This window comes from Vibrio sp. 1F279 (genome assembly GCF_041439815.1).
Lineage (GTDB): Bacteria > Pseudomonadota > Gammaproteobacteria > Enterobacterales > Vibrionaceae > Vibrio > Vibrio tasmaniensis_A.
Genome location: NZ_JBGOOU010000031.1, coordinates 35124 through 55327, shown reverse-complemented (window position 1 = coordinate 55327; position 20204 = coordinate 35124). Strand labels below are relative to the sequence as shown.

Annotated in this window: 17 protein-coding genes and 1 riboswitch; of the genes, 8 read left to right on the top strand and 9 right to left on the bottom strand. The window is 45.2% G+C overall.

Features of this window, described 5'->3' with window-relative positions:
- Window positions 1-54: 54 nt before the first annotated feature.
- Window positions 55-1050: a TDT family transporter gene (locus tag ACED60_RS19495; RefSeq protein WP_371728267.1), complete on the bottom strand. Its 996-nt coding sequence runs from the start codon at window positions 1048-1050 to the stop codon at window positions 55-57.
- Window positions 1051-1211: 161 nt separating this feature from the next.
- On the opposite strand from ACED60_RS19495, the gene ACED60_RS19490 reads away from it, so the two are divergent.
- From ACED60_RS19490 to dapD, 6 genes are all read left to right on the top strand, one after another.
- A complete protein-coding gene (locus ACED60_RS19490; RefSeq protein WP_009848350.1) occupies window positions 1212-2108 on the top strand; it encodes a LysR family transcriptional regulator in 897 nt (298 codons plus the stop codon).
- A gap of 88 nt (window positions 2109-2196) precedes the next feature.
- The gene (locus tag ACED60_RS19485) at window positions 2197-2490 is read left to right on the top strand and encodes a YebG family protein (protein ID WP_371728266.1); all 294 of its coding nucleotides are present in this window, start codon (window positions 2197-2199) and stop codon (window positions 2488-2490) included.
- Window positions 2491-2644: 154 nt separating this feature from the next.
- A riboswitch (Fluoride riboswitch) is annotated at window positions 2645-2728 on the top strand.
- A 194-nt stretch (window positions 2729-2922) separates the two neighbouring features.
- Complete coding sequence (locus tag ACED60_RS19480; protein ID WP_371728265.1) at window positions 2923-3615, top strand: iron-sulfur cluster assembly scaffold protein; 693 nt, start codon at window positions 2923-2925, stop codon at window positions 3613-3615.
- A gap of 23 nt (window positions 3616-3638) precedes the next feature.
- A complete protein-coding gene (locus ACED60_RS19475; protein ID WP_017110228.1) occupies window positions 3639-4628 on the top strand; it encodes a GGGtGRT protein in 990 nt (329 codons plus the stop codon).
- Between the two features lie 200 nt (window positions 4629-4828).
- Window positions 4829-5470: a MarC family protein gene (locus tag ACED60_RS19470; RefSeq protein ID WP_371695309.1), complete on the top strand. Its 642-nt coding sequence runs from the start codon at window positions 4829-4831 to the stop codon at window positions 5468-5470.
- A gap of 264 nt (window positions 5471-5734) precedes the next feature.
- Complete coding sequence (gene dapD / locus ACED60_RS19465) at window positions 5735-6766, top strand: 2,3,4,5-tetrahydropyridine-2,6-dicarboxylate N-succinyltransferase (RefSeq protein WP_009848346.1); 1032 nt, start codon at window positions 5735-5737, stop codon at window positions 6764-6766.
- Window positions 6767-6934: 168 nt separating this feature from the next.
- On the opposite strand, the gene purL is transcribed toward dapD, so the two are convergent.
- On the bottom strand, window positions 6935-10858 hold the full coding sequence (gene purL, locus ACED60_RS19460; RefSeq protein WP_371728264.1) for a phosphoribosylformylglycinamidine synthase: 3924 nt from the start codon (window positions 10856-10858) through the stop codon (window positions 6935-6937).
- A 329-nt stretch (window positions 10859-11187) separates the two neighbouring features.
- Between purL and mltF the strand changes: the two genes are divergently transcribed.
- Window positions 11188-12756, top strand: a complete 1569-nt coding sequence (mltF, locus tag ACED60_RS19455; RefSeq protein ID WP_371728263.1) for a membrane-bound lytic murein transglycosylase MltF — start codon at window positions 11188-11190, stop codon at window positions 12754-12756.
- A 291-nt stretch (window positions 12757-13047) separates the two neighbouring features.
- A complete protein-coding gene (locus ACED60_RS19450) occupies window positions 13048-13182 on the top strand; it encodes a hypothetical protein (protein WP_010438952.1) in 135 nt (44 codons plus the stop codon).
- 61 nt (window positions 13183-13243) lie between these two features.
- On the opposite strand, the gene tadA is transcribed toward ACED60_RS19450, so the two are convergent.
- The 7 genes from tadA to ACED60_RS19415 form a co-directional block, all read right to left on the bottom strand.
- Window positions 13244-13864, bottom strand: a complete 621-nt coding sequence (gene tadA / locus ACED60_RS19445) for a tRNA adenosine(34) deaminase TadA (RefSeq protein ID WP_371728262.1) — start codon at window positions 13862-13864, stop codon at window positions 13244-13246.
- 76 nt (window positions 13865-13940) lie between these two features.
- On the bottom strand, window positions 13941-15230 hold the full coding sequence (locus ACED60_RS19440) for a hemolysin family protein (protein WP_012603343.1): 1290 nt from the start codon (window positions 15228-15230) through the stop codon (window positions 13941-13943).
- Between the two features lie 216 nt (window positions 15231-15446).
- Window positions 15447-17009: an AbgT family transporter gene (locus ACED60_RS19435; protein WP_012603342.1), complete on the bottom strand. Its 1563-nt coding sequence runs from the start codon at window positions 17007-17009 to the stop codon at window positions 15447-15449.
- A gap of 297 nt (window positions 17010-17306) precedes the next feature.
- Window positions 17307-17756: a prepilin-type N-terminal cleavage/methylation domain-containing protein gene (locus ACED60_RS19430; protein WP_371703286.1), complete on the bottom strand. Its 450-nt coding sequence runs from the start codon at window positions 17754-17756 to the stop codon at window positions 17307-17309.
- Window positions 17746-19056, bottom strand: a complete 1311-nt coding sequence (locus tag ACED60_RS19425; protein ID WP_017098040.1) for a hypothetical protein — start codon at window positions 19054-19056, stop codon at window positions 17746-17748. The genes ACED60_RS19430 and ACED60_RS19425 overlap by 11 nt, the downstream gene beginning before the upstream one ends.
- The gene (locus ACED60_RS19420) at window positions 19053-19685 is read right to left on the bottom strand and encodes a PilW family protein (protein WP_371728261.1); all 633 of its coding nucleotides are present in this window, start codon (window positions 19683-19685) and stop codon (window positions 19053-19055) included. The genes ACED60_RS19425 and ACED60_RS19420 overlap by 4 nt, the downstream gene beginning before the upstream one ends.
- Complete coding sequence (locus ACED60_RS19415) at window positions 19666-20172, bottom strand: GspH/FimT family pseudopilin (protein WP_017098042.1); 507 nt, start codon at window positions 20170-20172, stop codon at window positions 19666-19668. Before ACED60_RS19415 ends, ACED60_RS19420 begins: the two co-directional genes overlap by 20 nt.
- Window positions 20173-20204 lie beyond the last annotated feature (32 nt).

Below are 20204 nucleotides of genomic sequence, written 5' to 3'. Positions count from 1 at the left end.
AGCTTATGAAATACTGAAAACTTAAGGTCCGTTTATCTTTTGAACTATTGCTTCTTACAATCTACTGCCTACCGCACTTAGAACACGGTGAGGTTTGTAATTCATGTAATAACGAACCGCCACATAACCCACTACAAACGTTGCCACAATCAATTCTAGATACGCTAGGTTGAAGACTTGATCCACATAGTGAGTTTCCACACCAACAGTTTGCATCCAAGCCGCCAATTTGAATAACGCCGTTGCACCAATCACGATTGGGAATGTAAACGCCGCATAGCCCGGGCTGAATGGCAGACGAAGTAGTTTGAAAAACGCGATGTAGATAATAAACGTCATCAACACTGCAATACCAAAGAGTAACCCAATGATCACTGGCGAAGGATTTGCCGTCACCGTTAGGTAGCCAGCTAAAGATAGACTTGCTGGTGCCGCCATAATCGCAATGGTTGGTTTTGCTGCGTCAGGCACTTCATGAGAGAAGATCAAACGGTAAATCATGAGAGGTAGCATTACCGCATAAACCAATAAGCCAAAGACTAAAGTCGCGTGAGCAACGGGCTCTAAGATCGGGTTACCTGAAAAAGAAACGTCTGCCACGATAATACCGATTGGTGGCACAAACCAGCTTGGCACCATGTGGTGAATCTCAAAGTTTTTAGCTCTGTGGTATAAGAAGCTCACCAAGAACACGGCATGTAACGCTACCGAAGCGAGCCACACAGCTTCTTGTAAGAATTGAGAGATCGGAGCCAACGAAGCAGACACCACCATACAACCCATTGCGAATGTGGGTACAACACTGCCGACAACAGGGTGAGCAAGGTCTTCACGTAATAAGTGGCCGTGAATCAAAAATTTCACAGCTAAAACAAGAAGCAATACAGCCGCAATACCAGCACTGACCCACTGCACCAAACCCGGTGTGTGCAAAATACCTTGTGCGACTAAAACACCATCCCAACACCAGCCTAAACTTGCAATTGCGAGTGCTAACCCTGCCATGGGTGTTGGAGCTCCTGTCAATCTATATTTAATACGTTGAATCATGTCAGCCTCTCTTAAACTTAATTCACTAAACTTGTGAACTCATCAGCTTGTTGAAGCCATAATACGCTTGCGCTTCGTTAAACAATATCCAATTATATATAACAAGTGTTCATTAATACTGAACGACACCTTTCCACCAGCAGCGTAAAACCAGGAACCTGATGGCTAATATTTCAATCAAACAACTCAAAGTGTTTGTCACTATTACCCAGCATTCGACGCTTACCGCCGCATCAGAAGCGCTATTTCTGTCTAAAGCCGCGGTCAGCATGGCGCTAGGCGAAATGGAGAAACAGTTAGGTCACTCTCTATTTGACCGGGTCAACAATCGATTAATTCTCAATCAAGAAGGACAAAAGCTACTTCCTTTGGCTGACGAGATTCTTCACAGAGCCGCAGGCATCGATGTTTTATTCCGAGATGACCAACCATTAAGTGGCAATTTAAAGGTTGGCGCGAGTGACACGATTGGTAATCAGGTCGCACCGTTTATTCTGTCTGGCTTTCGCGAGCTAACTCAGCATCAAGATCAGAGCTTATTCATTTCAAACAGTGCGCTGATCTGCCAAAAGTTGGTGGATTATGAACTGGATATCGCGTTAATTGAAGGAAAAACACTCCATCCAGAGTTAATCTCTAGCCAGTTCAGTAGCGATGAAATGTGTATTATTGTTAGTAATCAACACCCTCTCAATTCAAAAGAAAAAGTGATTTTAAGCGATTTAGAAGATAGTCATTGGATTTTACGTGAGTCTGGTTCAGGCACTCGCGAGTTTTTCCTGCGTGCCGTCGCACCACGTATCGAACATTGGTATGAATCCTTTGAGCTCAACACGACTGAGGCGATCATCAATTCTGTTTCTGCCAATCTTGGATTCGCGTGTTTATCACGGCTGGCTGCGCAACGAGCAATTGACTCAGGCCGAGTGAAAGCACTCGATGTCCCACTCGACATGAAACGTCGATTCTGGATGCTGGTCCATAAAGACAAATATCAAAGCCCGCTACTGAAATCTTTCATGAGTTATTGTGAAGACTGGGCTACACATCAAGATTGAGGCCGCATTGTTAGGGCTCCAACTGGACTTTTAACATCAGAAACTGTATAAAAAGCCAGTAAAATTTATCAAACTTAGAGGATTAACCATGGCTGTTATCGTCAAGTACGTGGTCGAACGCAACGGAGAAGAGAAAATGACTTTTACCTCTAAAGCCGAAGCTGACGCATACGACAAAATGCTGGATATGGCTGATGAGCTTATTGAACTATTAAGCAAAAGCGATTTAGTTGAAGATGAAGGCAAGCAAGAAGAGCTTGCAATGTACCTAGCGAAGAACAAAGAAGAAGTTCTTTACGCATTAGGTGCTAAGCGTAAACCAGCTCCGAAAAAAGAAAAGAAGCTTGAAGCTGTTGAAGACGCAGAAGAAGATGCCGCTTAATTAGCTGAAGTTTTCTAAAAAACGTCAATAATGTCTCTAATCAGAGCTCGTTATTGGCGTTTTTTTATACTTATCGAAATATAATGAACTCTGTTTATAGTCGAAATCGCTCTAAACATTCGCTTGCACAAAAGTGTGATTAAGATCTAATCTATAGCCATCAGGTGATGGGGTTCCACCTAAGCTTTTGCTTCAACCGCCCGTTCTTTTGAACCGTGCTAATGACTCCTACAGAATCGAAAACAGGTAATACTGTTGGATGTATCGCTATTCCTCCATTTTGGAATGGACTTAGTCTATTAAGACCGAGCTTCATGACACCTTTGGATGATCGATACTCAAGATCTGTAGTGAATTAGCCGCACCTCTTCCAACACGTCCTGTTTTCTCAACGCCCTAGGTCTTAAATGGCTCTATCAGTGAGAAAACATTATGCACTACTCTTCAGAAATTCAATCAATGTGCCCTATTCAAAGGGGGGATCTTCACACTTCAGCGCCAATTCCAGTTGAAGGCGCTATGGTTAGTCCAAAAGATGTCATCGCTATTTCTGGTTTAAGCCATGGCGTAGGCACTTGTGCACCACAACAAGGTGCAGCAAAACTAACGCTGAACGTAAAAAACGGCATCATCGAAGAAGCGCTAATCGAAACGATTGGTTGTTCAGGCATGACTCAATCAGCCGCGATGGCAGCCGAAATCCTCACAGGAAGAACCATTCTTGAAGCTCTGAATACTGACTTGGTGTGTGATGCGATCAACGTAGCGATGCGTGAGATCTTTCTGCAATTTGTTTATGGTCGAACTCAATCTGCATTCTCAGAAGGCGGCCTAGAAATTGGCTCTGCATTAGAAGATCTAGGTCAAACACAACGCAGCCAAGTAGGTACTAGCTACTCAACCTCAGCCAAAGGCGTACGTTACCTAGAGCTTGCAGAGGGTTACGTGACCAAGCTTGCACTTGATGATCACAGCGAAGTGATTGGCTACGAATATCTCAACCTCGGCAAAATGATGAAGGCGATTAACCAAGGCATGCCAGCTAATGAAGCAGCTGACCTTGCGGCGGGGACTTATGGTCGCTTCGATGAAGCCGTTACCACCATTAACCCACGCCAACAGTAATTTTGCCAATTTAGAGGAAAGATATGATGAACACTCAATTTAATGAATCAGTAACTCGCGTATTGGCAGAAATGAACTTCGACTCTTTAGAGCAAGCGAACCAATACTGTCTATCACACAATGTCGACCCAAAAGCGCTAGTGATGGATACCCAACCTATTGCTTTCGAAAGCGCTGCCGATGCCTATATCCTTGGCTCAGCACTGGCGCTATTTCGCAAAGCCACCAGCGCAGAACAAGCAGCGAATATCATTGGTGAAGGCCTTCAAGCATTCACCAAACCCGGCAGTGTTGCTGAGCAACGCCAGGTCGGTATTGGCCACGGTGCATTGGCTGCACGTCTTCTAAATGAAGAAAGTCACTGCTTTGCTTTCCTTGCGGGCCATGAATCTTTTGCTGCTGCAGAAGGTGCGATTAAAATCGCACTCAACGTCAACAAATCACGTCACAACCCATTGAAGGTAATACTCAATGGCCTAGGTAAAGATGCGGCTTACTTAATTTCTCGCATCAATGGTTTTACCTATGTTCGCACTCAATACGATTACCAAACAGGTGAGCTTGTTGAAACAGAACGCCGCCGCTTCTCACAAGGCCCTCGCGGAGAGATTTTGTGTTACGGCGCTGATGATGTACGCGAAGGCGTGGCAATCATGCACAGAGAAGAAGTGGATGTGAGTATTACGGGTAACTCAACTAACCCAACGCGCTTCCAACACCCTGTTGCAGGTATCTACAAAGCAGAACGTACTCGCCAAGGTTTACCTTACTTCTCAGTTGCTTCAGGCGGTGGTACAGGTAGAACATTGCACCCAGATAACGTGGCAGCAGGCCCTGCGTCTTACGGCATGACAGATACCATGGGCAGAATGCATGCTGATGCTCAGTTCGCAGGTAGCTCTTCTGTTCCGGCTCACGTGGCAATGATGGGCTTCATCGGTATGGGTAACAACCCAATGGTCGGTGCGACAGTTGCATTGGCTGTAGCAGTAAGCGAATCTCAAAACGCATAACGACAACGTTGAGCGCCATGCTCTATCCATAGAGTAGAGTCCGTAAACTGAGAAACAAGCAACAACAGACGACCAAAACTCTACACCTATCACTAAAACCAAACAGCCAGCCTTATGCTGGCTGTTTTTTATTCACACTTGCTCTACTATCTATTTCTAATAATTATTTGTATTTAACTGCATCTTTTCAAAGGAATAATATGAAAGAGCTCATCATTCATACCATTACCGTGTTCATGGGCTTTTTTGCCATTATGAACCCTATCGCTAATACGCCAATCTTTCTTGGGTTAACCGGTGATAATGACAGGGAAACGGTTAAATCTATCGCATTCCGATCGGTACTTATCGCCTTCGTTATCGTCAGTACTTTTGCGATTTCTGGCAAACTGATCTTTGATCTCTTTGGTATCACGCTGTACGCACTGCGCATCACAGGCGGCATTCTGGTCTTTTTGATTGGCTTTCACATGCTGCAAGGTGACTCAACACATTCAAAAGCAAAAGAGAAAGTGAACTCAGACGCCCAGAAAGACGCAGCTCTAAGTATCGCCGTCTCACCACTTGCAATGCCAATTCTCGCTGGCCCCGGCACCATTGCCACTGCGATGAACTTTGCCAGTACCGAGGGGGTCTATGAAACCATCATAACCATCGTCGCTTTCGGCCTACTGTGTACCCTAACCTATGTCTTATTTGTATTCGGCGAGCGATTTGTTAAAGCTGTCGGACCAAGTGCATTGAACGTGATAACCCGAATGATGGGTTTAATACTCGCCGTTATCGGTATGCAGATGTTGATTGAAGGGATTGAGCAGGCTTATAAAGCGCTATTTATCTAAAGAGTGTTGTTCATTTAAAGAACGTTGGTTATCTAACTTTGATATCAAATTTTGTTGAATTGCATCATTTTCTCATTGCAGAAAACTATCTCCAGAAAGACAAGCAATATCATTTTACAGACTTTATCCCGATGCGCCCTTTCATAACGAGGGCGCTCTCTTTATGATGAACGCAATTAAATTAACTTTGCTAACGGCAGCGCTTGTTATTCGAGCCGCTGTTATGAAATAGCAAAATCAAGACTCAACACATGGAGATTCAACATGGCTTACTTTTCACTAGCCTTCGGTACGGCAACCAAAAACCGCGACAATAAAATCATTGAAGCGTTCTTCCCTAACCCACTTCTAAACCCAAGCGACGCTCTTGTTGCGGCTGTTGGTGAAGTTGCAGGTTACACTGAAGGCAACCAAGCTATCGAAATCTCTGCTGCACAAAGCGCAGAACTAGCGAAAGCATTCGCAGCAAACGACGATGCAGCAAACGCATCTTTCGCAGAAAAAGCAGCAGCATCTGAGCAACCTCTTGTTCTTGTTGTTCTTGCGACTGACGAGAAGCCAGCATCAGTTGCTGAAGGCTTCCTTAAGCTGCAACTGATCTCTAACCGCCTAGTTCAACCACACGGTACGGTATTAGACGGTATCTTCGGTCTACTGCACAACATCGCATGGACTAACGAAGGCCCTATCGATCTTCCTGAGCTGGCTGAGCGTCAAATCGAAGCTCGCCTAGCGGGTCGCGCTCTGTCTGTAGATTGCGTAGACAAGTTCCCTAAGATGGTGGATTACGTGGTACCAACAGGTATTCGTATTGCTGACACTTCTCGTGTTCGTCTTGGTGCACACGTAGGCGAAGGCACAACAGTAATGCACGAAGGTTTCATCAACTTCAATGCGGGTACTACCGGTGTGAGCATGGTTGAAGGTCGTATCTCTGCAGGTGTGGTTGTAGGTAACGGTTCTGATATCGGCGGCGGCGCTTCTATCATGGGTACTCTGTCTGGTGGCGGTACTATGGTTATCTCTATCGGCGAAAACTGCCTACTAGGCGCAAACGCTGGTCTTGGCTTCCCTATGGGCGACCGTTGTACGGTTGAGTCTGGTCTTTACGTGACTGCGGGTACTAAGGTTCGCATGTTAGATAAAGAAGGCAACGAAGTAGAAATCATTAAAGCTCGTGACCTTGCTGGCGTTTCTGACCTTCTGTTCCGTCGTAACTCGATTACTGGCCAAATTGAATGTCTAGCGAACAAGTCTGCTGTTGAACTGAACAGCGAGCTACACAGCAACAACTAATCGTTAGATTCTAGAGTTCTATATAAATAGAAAGTCTAAAGCCGCAGGGGTCAAATTCTGCGGCTTTTTTGATCCTAGCTCTATAAACATCAAACCTAACAAAAAAGCGCAGACCTTTAGGTCTGCGCTTTTATTAGCTTTTAAAACAATTAGGTTTAGTGAACCAGATTAACCCACATTCTTACGTGCGTTTTGGAACATACGCATCCAAGCGCCATTCTCGCCCCAGCCTTCTGGAGACCAAGAGTTAGCAACAGTACGGAATACACGCTCTGGGTGAGGCATCATGATAGTCACACGGCCATCCGTCGTTGTTAAGCCAGTGATAGCGTTTGGCGAACCGTTCGGGTTATTCGGGTATTGCTGCGTTTGGTTACCGTTGTTGTCAACGTAACGTAGGGCAACTGTACCTGAGTTTTCAATCGCGTTTAGGTGGTCGTTGTCACGTACTTCTACGCGACCTTCACCGTGAGAAACCGCGATTGGCATACGAGAACCTTCCATGCCGTTGAAGAATACAGAATCAGACTTCTGAACTTCAACTAGGCTGAAACGAGCTTCAAAACGTTCTGATTCGTTACGAACGAAACGTGGCCAGTACTCAGCACCAGGGATTAGCTCGCGCAGGTTAGACAGCATCTGACAACCGTTACACACACCTAGAGAGAAGGTATCTTCACGCTTGAAGAAGTTTTCAAACTGGTCACGCGTAGAGTCGTTAAACAGAACCGACTTAGCCCAACCTTCACCAGCGCCTAGTACGTCACCGTAAGAGAAACCACCACAAGCCACAAGGCCGTTGTACTCTTCAAGTACCGCTTGACCCGTTAGGATGTCGCTCATGTGAATGTCAGTTGCTTCGAAGCCTGCACGGTCAAATGCGGCTGCCATTTCAACGTGAGAGTTAACACCCTGCTCACGTAGAATCGCCATTTTAGGCTTAGCGCCCGTGTTGATGTAAGGAGCAGCAATGTCTTCGTTTACGTCAAAGCTTAGTTTCACGTTCAGACCTGGGTCTGAGTTGTCTTTCTTCGCTTCATGTTCTTGGTCTGCACAGATTGGGTTATCACGTAGACCTTGCATCTTGTGCGTCGTCTCAGCCCAGATAGTACGTAGTTCAGTACGGTTACGCTGGATTACAACGTCTGCGCCTGACTTAATCACGACTTCATCTGATGCTTCCCCTTCACCAACAACGCTGCCAATCACATGTGAACATGCTTCTAGGCCATTTGCTGCAAGAGTAGAAAGAACTGCGTCTAGGTCGTCGTTACGAACTTGGATTACCGCACCTAGCTCTTCGTTAAATAGTGCAGCTAGTGTGTCTTCACCTAAAGCTTCAATGTTTGCATTAACACCACAGTGACCTGCGAACGCCATTTCAGCTAGCGTTACGAACAGACCGCCATCGCCTTTATCGTGGTAAGCGACAACTTGGTCGTTTGCTACAAGTGCTTGAACGCCTTCGTAGAAACCTTTTAGTTGCGCTGCGTTGTCTACGTCTGCTGGCTTATCACCAAGCTGCTTGTAAACCTGCGCTAGTGCTGTAGCACCCATACGGTTTTTGCCGTTACCTAGGTCGATAAGTACTAAGCTTGTAGCGCCTAAGCCTTCAAGGTTATCAGGGGTACGAAGCTGAGGCGTAATCGTCTTACGAACATCTTCAACACGTGCGAACGCAGTGATAACAAGAGATAGCGGAGACGTTACTTCTTTCTGCTCGCCGTTCTCTTCCCACTTAGTCTTCATCGACATTGAGTCTTTACCCACAGGGATAGTTAGACCCAGTGCCGGACATAGTTCTTCACCAACCGCTTTAACCGCTTCGTAAAGACCAGCATCTTCACCTGGGTGACCTGCTGGAGACATCCAGTTAGCTGACAATTTAATGTGTTTGATATCGCCGATGTTGGTCGCTGCGATGTTAGTGATTGCTTCACCAACCGCTAGACGAGCTGACGCGCCAAAGTCTAGAAGTGCAACTGGCGTACGCTCACCAAGAGACATTGCCTCACCGTGGTAAGAGTCGTAACTTGCAGCTGTTACTGCGCAGTTAGCAACAGGAACCTGCCATGGACCAACCATTTGGTCACGAGCAACAAGGCCTGTTACCGAGCGGTCACCGATAGTGATAAGGAATGTTTTCTCTGCCACTGTTGGTAGGCGAAGAATACGGTCAACCGCTTCGTTTAGTTCGATACCAGAACGGTCAATCGCAGGATTGTTTGCTTTTAGCGTCTTCGCGTCACGGTGCATCTTAGGTGTTTTACCTAATAGGATGTCCATCGGCATGTCGATTGGCGTATTGTCGAAGTGTGAATCTTCTAATTTAAGATCACGTTCTTCTGTTGCTTTACCAACAATCGCGAATGGAGCGCGTTCACGCTTACAAATCGCTTCAAATGTCGCTAAGTCTTTATCAGCAACCGCCATTACGTAACGCTCTTGAGATTCGTTACACCAGATCTCAAGTGGGCTCATGCCCGGCTCATCGTTTGGCACGTCACGTAAGTTAAAGATACCACCACGTTCACCGTCGTCGACTAGCTCAGGAAGTGCATTCGAGATACCGCCCGCGCCTACATCGTGGATGAATGCGATTGGGTTCGCATCACCAAGCTGCCAACAACGGTCGATAACTTCCTGACAACGACGTTCCATCTCTGGGTTTTCACGTTGTACAGAAGCAAAATCTAAGTCTTCAGAAGAAGACCCAGAATCCATTGAAGATGCAGCACCGCCACCAAGGCCGATGTTCATCGCAGGACCACCAAGAACGATTAGGCTTGCACCTACTGGGATCTCTTTCTTCTGAACATGATCATCACGAATGTTACCTAGACCACCAGCGAGCATGATTGGCTTGTGGTAACCACGTACTTCTTCACCTGCGTGAGAGTTTACTTTCTCTTCGTAAGTACGGAAGTAACCTAATAGGTTTGGACGACCAAATTCGTTGTTGAATGCTGCGCCACCAAGAGGGCCTTCAAGCATAATATCCAAAGCAGTAACAATACGGCTCGGCTTACCAAAGTCTGTTTCCCAAGGTTGAACGAAGTTCGGGATCTTCAGGTTAGATACAGAGAAAGCAACCAGACCCGCTTTTGGCTTACCGCCAATACCAGTCGCGCCTTCATCGCGGATTTCACCGCCTGAACCTGTTGATGCGCCCGGCCATGGAGAGATTGCCGTTGGGTGGTTGTGCGTTTCAACTTTCATCAAGATGTGTGTTTTTTCTTGGTGGTAGTTGTATTGGCGAGTTTCTGGATCTGGGAAGAAACGACCAACTTCAGAACCGGTCATTACCGCTGCGTTATCTTTATAAGCAGACAGAACGTGTTCTGGTGTCGTTTCAAAGGTGTTCTTAATCATCTTGAACAATGATTTTTCTTGCTTAACGCCATCGATAGTCCAATCAGCGTTAAAGATCTTGTGACGACAGTGCTCTGAGTTCGCTTGTGCAAACATCATTAGCTCGATGTCAGTTGGGTTACGACCTAGCTTCTCAGTGAAGCTTTCAAGAAGGTAATCAATTTCGTCTTCTGCAAGTGCTAGACCTAGGGTAACGTTTGCTTGTTCAAGCGCTTTACGTCCACCAGTTAGTAGGTCAACTTCCGCATAAGGAGCAGGCTCAGCCACGGTAAATAGTGCCGCCGCTGACTCGAAGTCAGTGAAAACCACTTCCATCATACGGTCGTGCAGGATTGCTTTCAGCTCAACAAGTTGAAGCTCAGAAAGTTCAGAAGAGGTTTCAATGTAGAAAGCAGTACCGCGCTCTAGACGTGACACTTTAGCCAGTCCGCAGTTGTGTGCGATATCTGTTGATTTTGAAGACCAAGGCGAGATAGTGCCCGGGCGTGGCGTTGCAAGCAGCAATAAACCTTCAGGTTCATGCTCTTCAATCGTTGGACCGTAAGTCAGTAGCTTTTCTAGCTTCTCAACTTCAGACTCATCTAGGTCTGCCGTTAGATCAGCAAAGTGGGCAAACTCAGCGTAAATACCTGTTACAGGTAAGCTTAATTCACGACAAAGCTCTAAAAGCTTGTTAACACGAAACTCAGATAGAGCTGGGGAGCCACGCAAAATTCTCATGTGCTTACGTCTCTTATGCAGTTGATTAAGGTAGTATTGGAATAAATTCAGTGGGTTATAGGAACAACCTAACTGTTTTCTTCGAAGCTATTCCCGAAGGTTGCCAAACCTATGCCGATTCCACCTCTTCAATGCGAGCGCATTATAAAGCATTTCTTTTTGTGACGTAACACCAAAAGCAACCGTTTGCGTTATTTTTTTTATCTTTCGGTGTAAATGGTACTTTTGCTGCATTTATCACCACTTTTACAACTGTTTAAATAAACCTGCTTTGCCAGCCTTGCGGGGTTTGGTATAAAGGGGCTTCCACTTTTCGAGATTTCATTTTGATGCCTAAATTTACGCTCATCTTTTCGTCTAAGTTCCTTCTGCTCGCTATTGCCCTTTTTGGGTTGGCTGGATGCCAGATTGAATCTGAACCTAAAAGTGTCCTTGAGCAGATACGAGAGCGTGGCGTTCTTCGTGTCGGCACCCTGAATAACCAACTCTCTTATTACATCGGTCCAGATGGTCCTGCAGGCTTGGACTACGAGTTAGCTCGCGAATTTGCGCAGGAGCTTGGTGTACAGCTTGAGATTAAACCCGCTTACCGTTTATCCGGCCTCTTTCCAGCCTTAAAGAAAGGCGAGATCGATCTTATCGCGACAGGGTTAACGCAAAACAATAACCTGACACGCGCTTATCGCGCTGCGCCCGCCTATTACTATGTAAGCCAGCAAGTGGTGTATAAAAAAGGACAGTGGCGCCCAAGAAACCTTCAACAACTGATCAAGTTCGAGAATAAGCGTCAAGCTGATTTCGTAAAAGCACAAACTGAATCAGAAGAAACGGCATCTACCGAAACATTGACGCCATCTTTGGTGGTAGTGAAGGACTCACATTTTGAGCCAACACTAAAACAGATCCAGAACAAGCACGATGACTTTATCTACGATGCAATAGGTAATGCTGACATCAATGACCTGCTAAAAGAAGTGTCGACTGGTGAACGCTTGTTTACTGTTGCGGACTCGATTGAGCTGTCACTCGCACAACGTTTATACCCAGACGTAGCCTTAGCTTTTGAACTGACAGAAGATCAACCTATCTCTTGGTATTTACAGAAATCTGAAGATGAAAGCCTTTATGCATTACTGATTGAGTTCTTTGGTAACCTAAAACAGTCTGGTGAACTGGCTTCACTAGAAGAAAAATACATCGGCCATATCGGCACTTTTGATTACGTTGATACTCGTGCATTTATCCGTGCATTGGATAGCAAGCTGCCAAAATGGTCGCCACTATTTCAGAAATATTCTCAAGAATTTGACTGGCGCTTGATTGCCGCTTTAGCATACCAAGAGTCACACTGGAATCCTGTTGCACGCTCTCCAACCGGTGTTCGAGGCATGATGATGCTGACACTGCCTACTGCGAAGAGCGTTGGTGTAACCAATCGTCTCGACCCGAAACAGTCGGTACAAGGCGGTGTTGAATATTTACGTCGTATCGTGAATCGAGTGCCCGACTCAATCACTCAGCATGAAAAGATCTGGTTTGCGCTTGCCTCATATAACGTAGGTTACGGGCACATGATGGATGCTCGTCGCTTAACCAAAGCACAAGGCGGTGATCCTGATGCTTGGGGTGATGTGAAAGACAGGCTTCCTCTGCTAAGACAGAAGAAGTACTACAGCAAAACTCGTTACGGGTATGCGCGTGGTGATGAAGCAAGGAATTACGTTGAGAACATTCGCCGTTATTATCAGAGCATTATTGGCCATGTAAATAAGCGTAATAAAGAGGAAGAAGCGAGCCTTGAAGGTTTGGTCGTTATCCCACCTCTAGAGGTATCAGATGCTGAATCAACAATCAGTGAAACTGAATCCGCAGTGAACGACGCTGAGTCTTCCAAATAAAAGAAAAAGAGCAATGCCATTTAGCATTGCTCTTTTTTATTGCATCACGATAAATGACCAAAACAAACAAAACGCCTGCGATATCCAGTGTGTCATATTGCAGTAACAATCGAACTTTATAACGTCACACCATAAGCGACATAATGCTCGGTGCATTCAGCTCTTAGCCATCACGATGGTGGTTCAGAAAGCTAGCGCTAAGTTCGTGGCGGAGCTTATAAACAAATAACCACTATAATTAAAACTGAAGTCATAATTACAAAGCCAGACGACAAATAGGAAATCGTTGAAATGATGAAGAACAAACTGAAATCGAAACGCCTTGATAAGACCGTTGCTGCCAACCGTCGTAAGCGTATGCTTTCAAATAATAAGAAGAAGATCATTTGGCGCAACCGTGCTTTCATGCAGATGATTGCTGAGTAAAAGTAATGACCAACTAAGTTTGCTTGGCACTCTTATGATTGAGAGTGCCGAAAGATCGCTGCTATTTTTTGTTACAGACCTTGTTCTTGTTACTTACCTTATCGGATTCTAAACGCTGCTCTTCCTGCAAACGCTCAAGCTTTCGCTTCTCTTTGATCTCTTTTCTACGGCGCTTAAAAAACGCCTGTAATTGTTCACGACACTCTTCCTCTAACAAACCATGCTCAACATCGGCATAGTGGTATGAGGCTTGGCTTTCAAAGAGATTCAATACCGTACCCGCCGCACCCGCTTTTAAGTCTGGAGCACCAAACACAATGCGCTTTACTCGGCTGTGTAATAAGGCACCCGCGCACATTGGGCACGGTTCTAAGGTGACATACAAGGTGGTATCAAGTAAGCGATAGTTTTCCAAGGCTTGACCTGCTTTACGCAAGGTTTCGATTTCTGCATGTGCGGTTGCATCGTGGCAGCCAATCGAGCGGTTCCATCCTTCAGAGATAACCTCCCCATCTTTCACTAGAACAGCACCAACGGGAACCTCTCCCTCTTTTTCTGCTTGCTTAGCTACCTCGATGGCGCGTCGCATGAAGATTTCATCTTGAGGGCTGAATTGATGGTCTGACAAAGGGAGCTCCAGAAAACAAAGGATAAAAACGAAAATAGGTATGCGGTGAAGCATACCTAATCTTCGTGATAATGAACAATAAAGAGATAAGTGGCAATGAACAATCGCCGCTTACTGATTAGGCGGATCGCTAGCTATTGGCGCCTTCTATGTCATCGGCTATTTGCGTCGCTTTGATACTCACAATGCGATTGTTCTCAACAGAGATAACTTCAAACTGCCACTGCTGGTATTGAACAACTTCACCTGCATCAGGTAAGCGCCCTATTAACCAAGTCACTAGGCCATTCAACGTTTGGAAGCTCTCGCTTTCACCCTCAAAATCCGACAGCTCTAAGCGGTTTTTCAGTTCACTGATAGGAATCAATCCATCCACCAGCAATCCATCTTCCACTTGCTCTGTCCAAAGATCTTTAGGGTTGTTCGATAACTCACCAGCAATCGCCTCTAGGATATCGTAATGAGTCACAAGGCCTTGAACATCGCCATATTCATCAACAATGAATGCCATCTCTGTACCCGACTCTTTAAAATAGCCAAGTAGACGTAAAGCCTTCATCGATTCAGGAACATAGATCGGAGAGCGAGATAGCCCCATGATCACTTGAATGTTTAAATTGCCCGCCTGATTCAATAAGGCTTTGGCTGACACCGTACCGACCACTTTATTGAGGTGGTCTTGGCACAATGGAAACACACTATGCTTTGAACTGCGCAGCTTTTTAAATATCTGCTCAACCGGTTGGCTAATATCCAGAAAGTCGACGTCTCGACGTGGCGTCATCAACGAGCTCACCAAACGGTCATCAAGCTGTAAGATATTGCGAATCATCTCTTGCTCGCCACGTTCAATAACACCAGATTCCGAGCCTTCTTTCACGAGTGCATGAATATCATCTTCAGTCACACTGTCTTCTTCGCCACCACGTCCCATTAACTTGAGAATACCTTCCGTAGAAGCAGACAACGCAAACACAAACGGCGTCGCAATTTTAGATAACCAGAAGATAGGCAGCGCGACTAGCACAGCAATGTTTTCAGCTTGAGATTGAGCAAAACGTTTTGGCACTAGCTCACCTACAACAATCGCGAAGTAAGTAATACCCACAACGACTACCGTGGTAGACAGGATATTCGCTTGTGTTGGATCGAGTCCCCACAGTTCAAGTTGAACGGCCAGTGGAGCAGAAAGCGTCGCCTCACCCACAATACCGCTGAGTAGGCCGATTACCGTAATACCGATTTGAATGGTTGAAAGGAAGCGGGTTGGATTTTCTTTGAGCTCAAGAGCAACCTGAGCGGAGCGATGTTTTTCGGCTAAGCGTTTCAGCCGACTATTCTTTGCTGCTACCAGTGCAATCTCTGACATGGCAAACAGACCATTTAAAACAATTAACCCTACTAAAAGCAGAATCTTCATGTGGCTTGGATTTCCTAAATTTACCGGCCAACAATTAGCCGTAATCCGGAGTATAAGCTGAGTGCCTTTATTTTGAATATAAAAAGTTTTGGATATAGAAAGTTTGGGATATAAAAAGTCTTGGATAAAAAAAACAGAAAAAAATAGCAAAAAAAAGCCCGCACATTTCGGTGCGGGCTTAGCAATGAATAAAGCTTAATTTTGCTTAGTTCAATCTTACATTGTGTAAGTGTAAGGAGCTTGGATACCTAGCGGGATACCAAGAGCCCAGTAACCTAGCAAGAAGATAGACCAACCGATTAGCATAGCAATCGAGAATGGCATCATTAGAGAAGCTAGAGTACCGATACCTGTCGACTTAACGTAACGTTGACAGTAAACAACAACCAGTGGGAAGAACACCATCAGTGGAGAGATGATGTTAGACACTGAATCGCCTACACGGTAAGCCGCTTGAGATAGCTCAGGAGAGATACCCACAACCATTAACATAGGAACTAAGATAGGACCAATCAGTGCCCACTTTGCTGAAGCTGAACCTACAAGAAGGTTAACTGAAGCCGTTAGTAGAATCATACCAACAACCGTTGCTTCGCCAGGAAGATCCATTGCTTTCAAGCCTTCAGCACCGTAAAGCGCCAGCATAGTACCGATGTTTGATTGAGCAAATGCTGATAGGAACTGAGCACAGAAGAACGACATTACAATGTATGCGCCCATCGTTGCCATCGTCTCAGACATTGCTTTGATAACATCATTACTATTCTTGAATGTACCCGCTACACGGCCGTAGACGATACCCGGAATAATAAACAGGATGAAGATCAGAGGAACGATAGACTTCATTACTGGTGCTGAGAACGCCGTTAGTTCGCCTTCTGGTGAACGAAGTGCTGAGTTTTCAGGCATTAGAGCCGCGATAAGCAGACCAATACCGGCAACCATTGCCCAACCAGCGAATTTGAATGCTTTAGATTCAATGGCTGTGAACGTACCTAGATCAGGTGCTTGTTCTGCATCTTCATCTACGGGCGTATTAGCAAGACGAGGCTCGATGATTTTCTCTGTAACGTACCAACCAATTGCCACAATTAGAATTGAAGACAAACCAGTAAAGAAGATGTTCGCTAGAGGGTTGATCACATATGCAGGGTCAAGAACGTTTGCCGCTGTTTGAGTGAAACCTGCGAGTAGCGGATCAATACCTGAAGGAATGAAGTTCGCTGAGAAACCACCTGATACACCAGCAAACGCTGCTGCAATACCCGCTAGAGGGTGACGACCCGCAGCGTGGAAGATGATACCGCCAAGAGGGATTACTAGAACGTAACCTGCATCTGCTGCTGTGTGAGACACGATAGCAACAAGGATTAGCATTGGCGTTAGCAACTTAGCTGGCGTGAAATTCAGCATCTTCTTAAGGCCAGTCGTAATGAAGCCTGAAGAGTCAGCAACGCCAACACCTAGCATAGCAACAAGTACGATACCTAGCGGTGCAAAGCCTGTGAACGTGGTAACCATATTCGCTAGGAAGCTAGCAAGCGCTTCACCAGTAAGTAGGTTGTTTACTTCAAGAGCAGCACCCGTTTGAGGGTTGATTAGGTCGAATGAAAGGTTCGACAAAAGTGCAGATGCTACCCATACAATAACTAGAGCCCAGAAGAACAAAATTGCTGGATCTGGAATTTTGTTGCCGGCGCGTTCAATGAAGTTTAGAAAGCGGTCCATACCACTGATCTTCTCAGTCGATGGTGCTTTTTTTACGGCTTGGTTACTCATGGTAACTCCATATGTGATGTTGTTTGTTTAGGCCTAATATAAGTTTTGACCATGGCCTATTGGTACAGCACATATTCTATTAAAGTCGCTGTTAAAAAGCACAAGGTTCCACATCATTTTCCATAAATGGAGACATATTTTGCAAAAATACTGTACAACAGCAACAATATAAAAACACAAAAAACACCATTCCATATACAGAGTTTTAACTGGCACGTAAACAATGTCCGAGGAGTGAAAACTATCAGTAAAGGAGAAGCGTAGGGCTTGGCATGCAGTAAACGTTTGCTTAATAGATCAATCAAATTCACTGTATTTGGAGAGCATAGTTTCGAGGCGAATGCTTTGCGCACGGTTCATGCGATCTTGCCATGCAACAGTCACCGTAATGTTTTTCAAAGCGTGAGACAAGGCACCACTGGCATTTGTCACCTCACAGCTCATCGTATACCCAGAGCCCGACAAACCAGATAAAGGATCCGAACTTGTCGCATTGCGACAGTAGTCCGCTTGATTGAGATCCGTAAAAAGGATTAACCCTACAGCTCCCCCCACATCCGATACACGAGTTCGATAATACTCCATCTGCCTTTCAGCAAAGTGAAGCGCTTCTACACTGTGCAGCGCGTAATCCGATTTTTGTTCTGCATAGACCTGTAGCTTAACCAACCCTAGCGAAGCGATACCGATCAATAGAAAAGAGATCAGGACCTCTATCAAGCTAAAACCTGAATTTTTATAAGTCATTCCATGATCCCTTTTTCCATTTGGCTTTCAAAGGAACACTATGGGGGTTGTATTCGCCTGTGTAATCTAAGTTAATCGAACCTTGAATTGTCGATAACCCGCCTACTGAATCAAAGAACATCCCTCCCTTGGGAAAAAAAGAAGCAAATCCAATATAAACCGAATTGCTCTGCACTAAGCCGGCGATAGGTATCGTATTTGGAACTTTGGCCCATAAGCCGCTCAATAGGTCCGTATCAACATCAGGTGAGGCTGGTTCGTCGTATATGATCATATCATTTAGGTGATAAAAGGAACCATCAAACACACTTGCATTACCGTTCGCAACGATGCCATCTTGAATCACTAATGAACGTGGAGTAATAACACCGGGGATAGGTTCTACCACATTAATTGGTGGGTGATAGACCACGCAATCACCTATCACCCACACCTTATCTTTGCCACTAGTAAAGGCGTTATTAATCGCTTGGCTACACTTATTACCTTGATACTTCCCATTGACTAAATCAATGTGCTTGGGGGGAGATACAGTCCTGTCAATGAGGTCAATCACATGATAATCACGCTTAATCTGGTCAATATTTTCTGGCGTTTTAGATACCCCAAAGTAATTAGAGAAAGTATCGATGGCTGGGTCAAATTTGAAATCTGATTGAAAAGCATTTGAAGGCAATGACCCAACTGAATCAATGGTTGCATTGCGGCTAATATCGGTTGTCGGTTGGCAAGACTCAAAGGTAGGAAAAGGAGGGAGGCCGCCCGTAGGTGTGATTGTCTTTAAACGCCCGCCGCCTTGGTTTTTATAGATCACACTATCTAAGAACCGAACAGACACACATTCGTTAATACCACCGACCGCAGTAAGACTAATATCTGGGGTAATATCGATATTGTGATCAGAAATAAACTCCAAACTCGAATTGGTTTGCATCGCCCCTAGCCCCGACGAATTGTTAAAACTTATCTCTTTGTTGAGAGATAAATAGTGAGCACTCGACACCAATATATTCGGTGTTAGGTTATCTGATTTCAACGTGAGGACTTTCGACTGCTGACAGTGATTCATTAAATCATTGGGAATAGCCGTGAGATCATTTTCAGCTATATAGGTAAAACCACACTCCAACCCAGCCTCCGCGTTCCAATGAGCTTTGCGAACTTGAACTTCATTCTGCGCGACCTTAATTTGATGAAAAACACTGCGATAGGTGCCCAAAGTAACAATTAAAGCACTCAACACTAAAACAGATGTGATTAACAACGTAGCTACTCCAGCTTGCTGCTTTACCGAGGTCATTGCCAATTCCTTTGCTTAACGGTTATAGCGACGCCTTTAGAGATCCCAGCACTCGGAATTGACGCAACAATATTCAAATCAGTGAGCGTAGTGCTCACCCCATTTTTGCTCAACACTTGTGAGGATATTGATAAATCGTCGACGGAAATAATGCTATCGTCGAAAAGTGAGTAGCATGAGGTAACTTGATCATGGGCTAAAATGTTCCCTGGAGTAAGAACGCCCTTTTCACAAACTTTCACTCGAGTCCCCTCCTTTTTATACACGATATTCCTGTAATTTTTTCCGTCAGTTGATCCCTCTTTCAAATAGACGAACCCCACCTCAACACCACCGCTAACATGAATCGTATTAACGGCATTTAATAGCTTCAGGGACTCTCCATTTGAACCATCGTAGCCTGCTCGTTGAATATCTTCTTTCATTACCTGCATCGTGCTCGTAAGGTTTTGCAGCAGCAATAGCTCAATGCCTTTGTCTTTGGCTATTCTGTGCCCCGTCATAAATACGCTGCCGATAATAGCAATCGCGAATACACCAATAACGGAGGTGACCATCAGTTCAATGAGAGATGCGCCCTTTTGCTTTCGCAAGCTTCTGCTGCGGGCCTTAGCAAGCATAGTAACCATACTGAGCGCCTGATTCGCCGCACACTTTAATTCGCCCCGGAGGGCTAGATAGTTTAATCAAAAGCCGGTCGGTTGAAGCTCTTTTAGGAGCCAAGTAAATCGTACCTCTGGCAGGCCTTCCTCTTACACTTTCAAAGCTGATTTTTGAGCCTGTATAGTTATGAGAAAACGATAAATCTCGAAACGGTTCTCCCGACAACATCAGCAATGTATCACCAGACAGATCTTCCGTAGGCTTCAACCATACTGTCCACTCCCCCGTAGATTGCTCTTCATTTTTAGCCGTCGAGAAATGTACCCAGAGTTTTTGATTTCTTTTCACAGACTCAGACTTTGCCTGTACTAAGAAACCATTCAACTCCCCAGCAAGGCGCTGTATCTTGACTGTTTGGGTGACTGAACTAAAACTCGGAGCAGCCGTCGCTACCAATATCGACAGTATCGACACCGTTATTAACAGCTCTAATAAAGTAAACCCGCGAGTCATTTCCCAAATTCCTATGTAATCAGGTGCGTAAG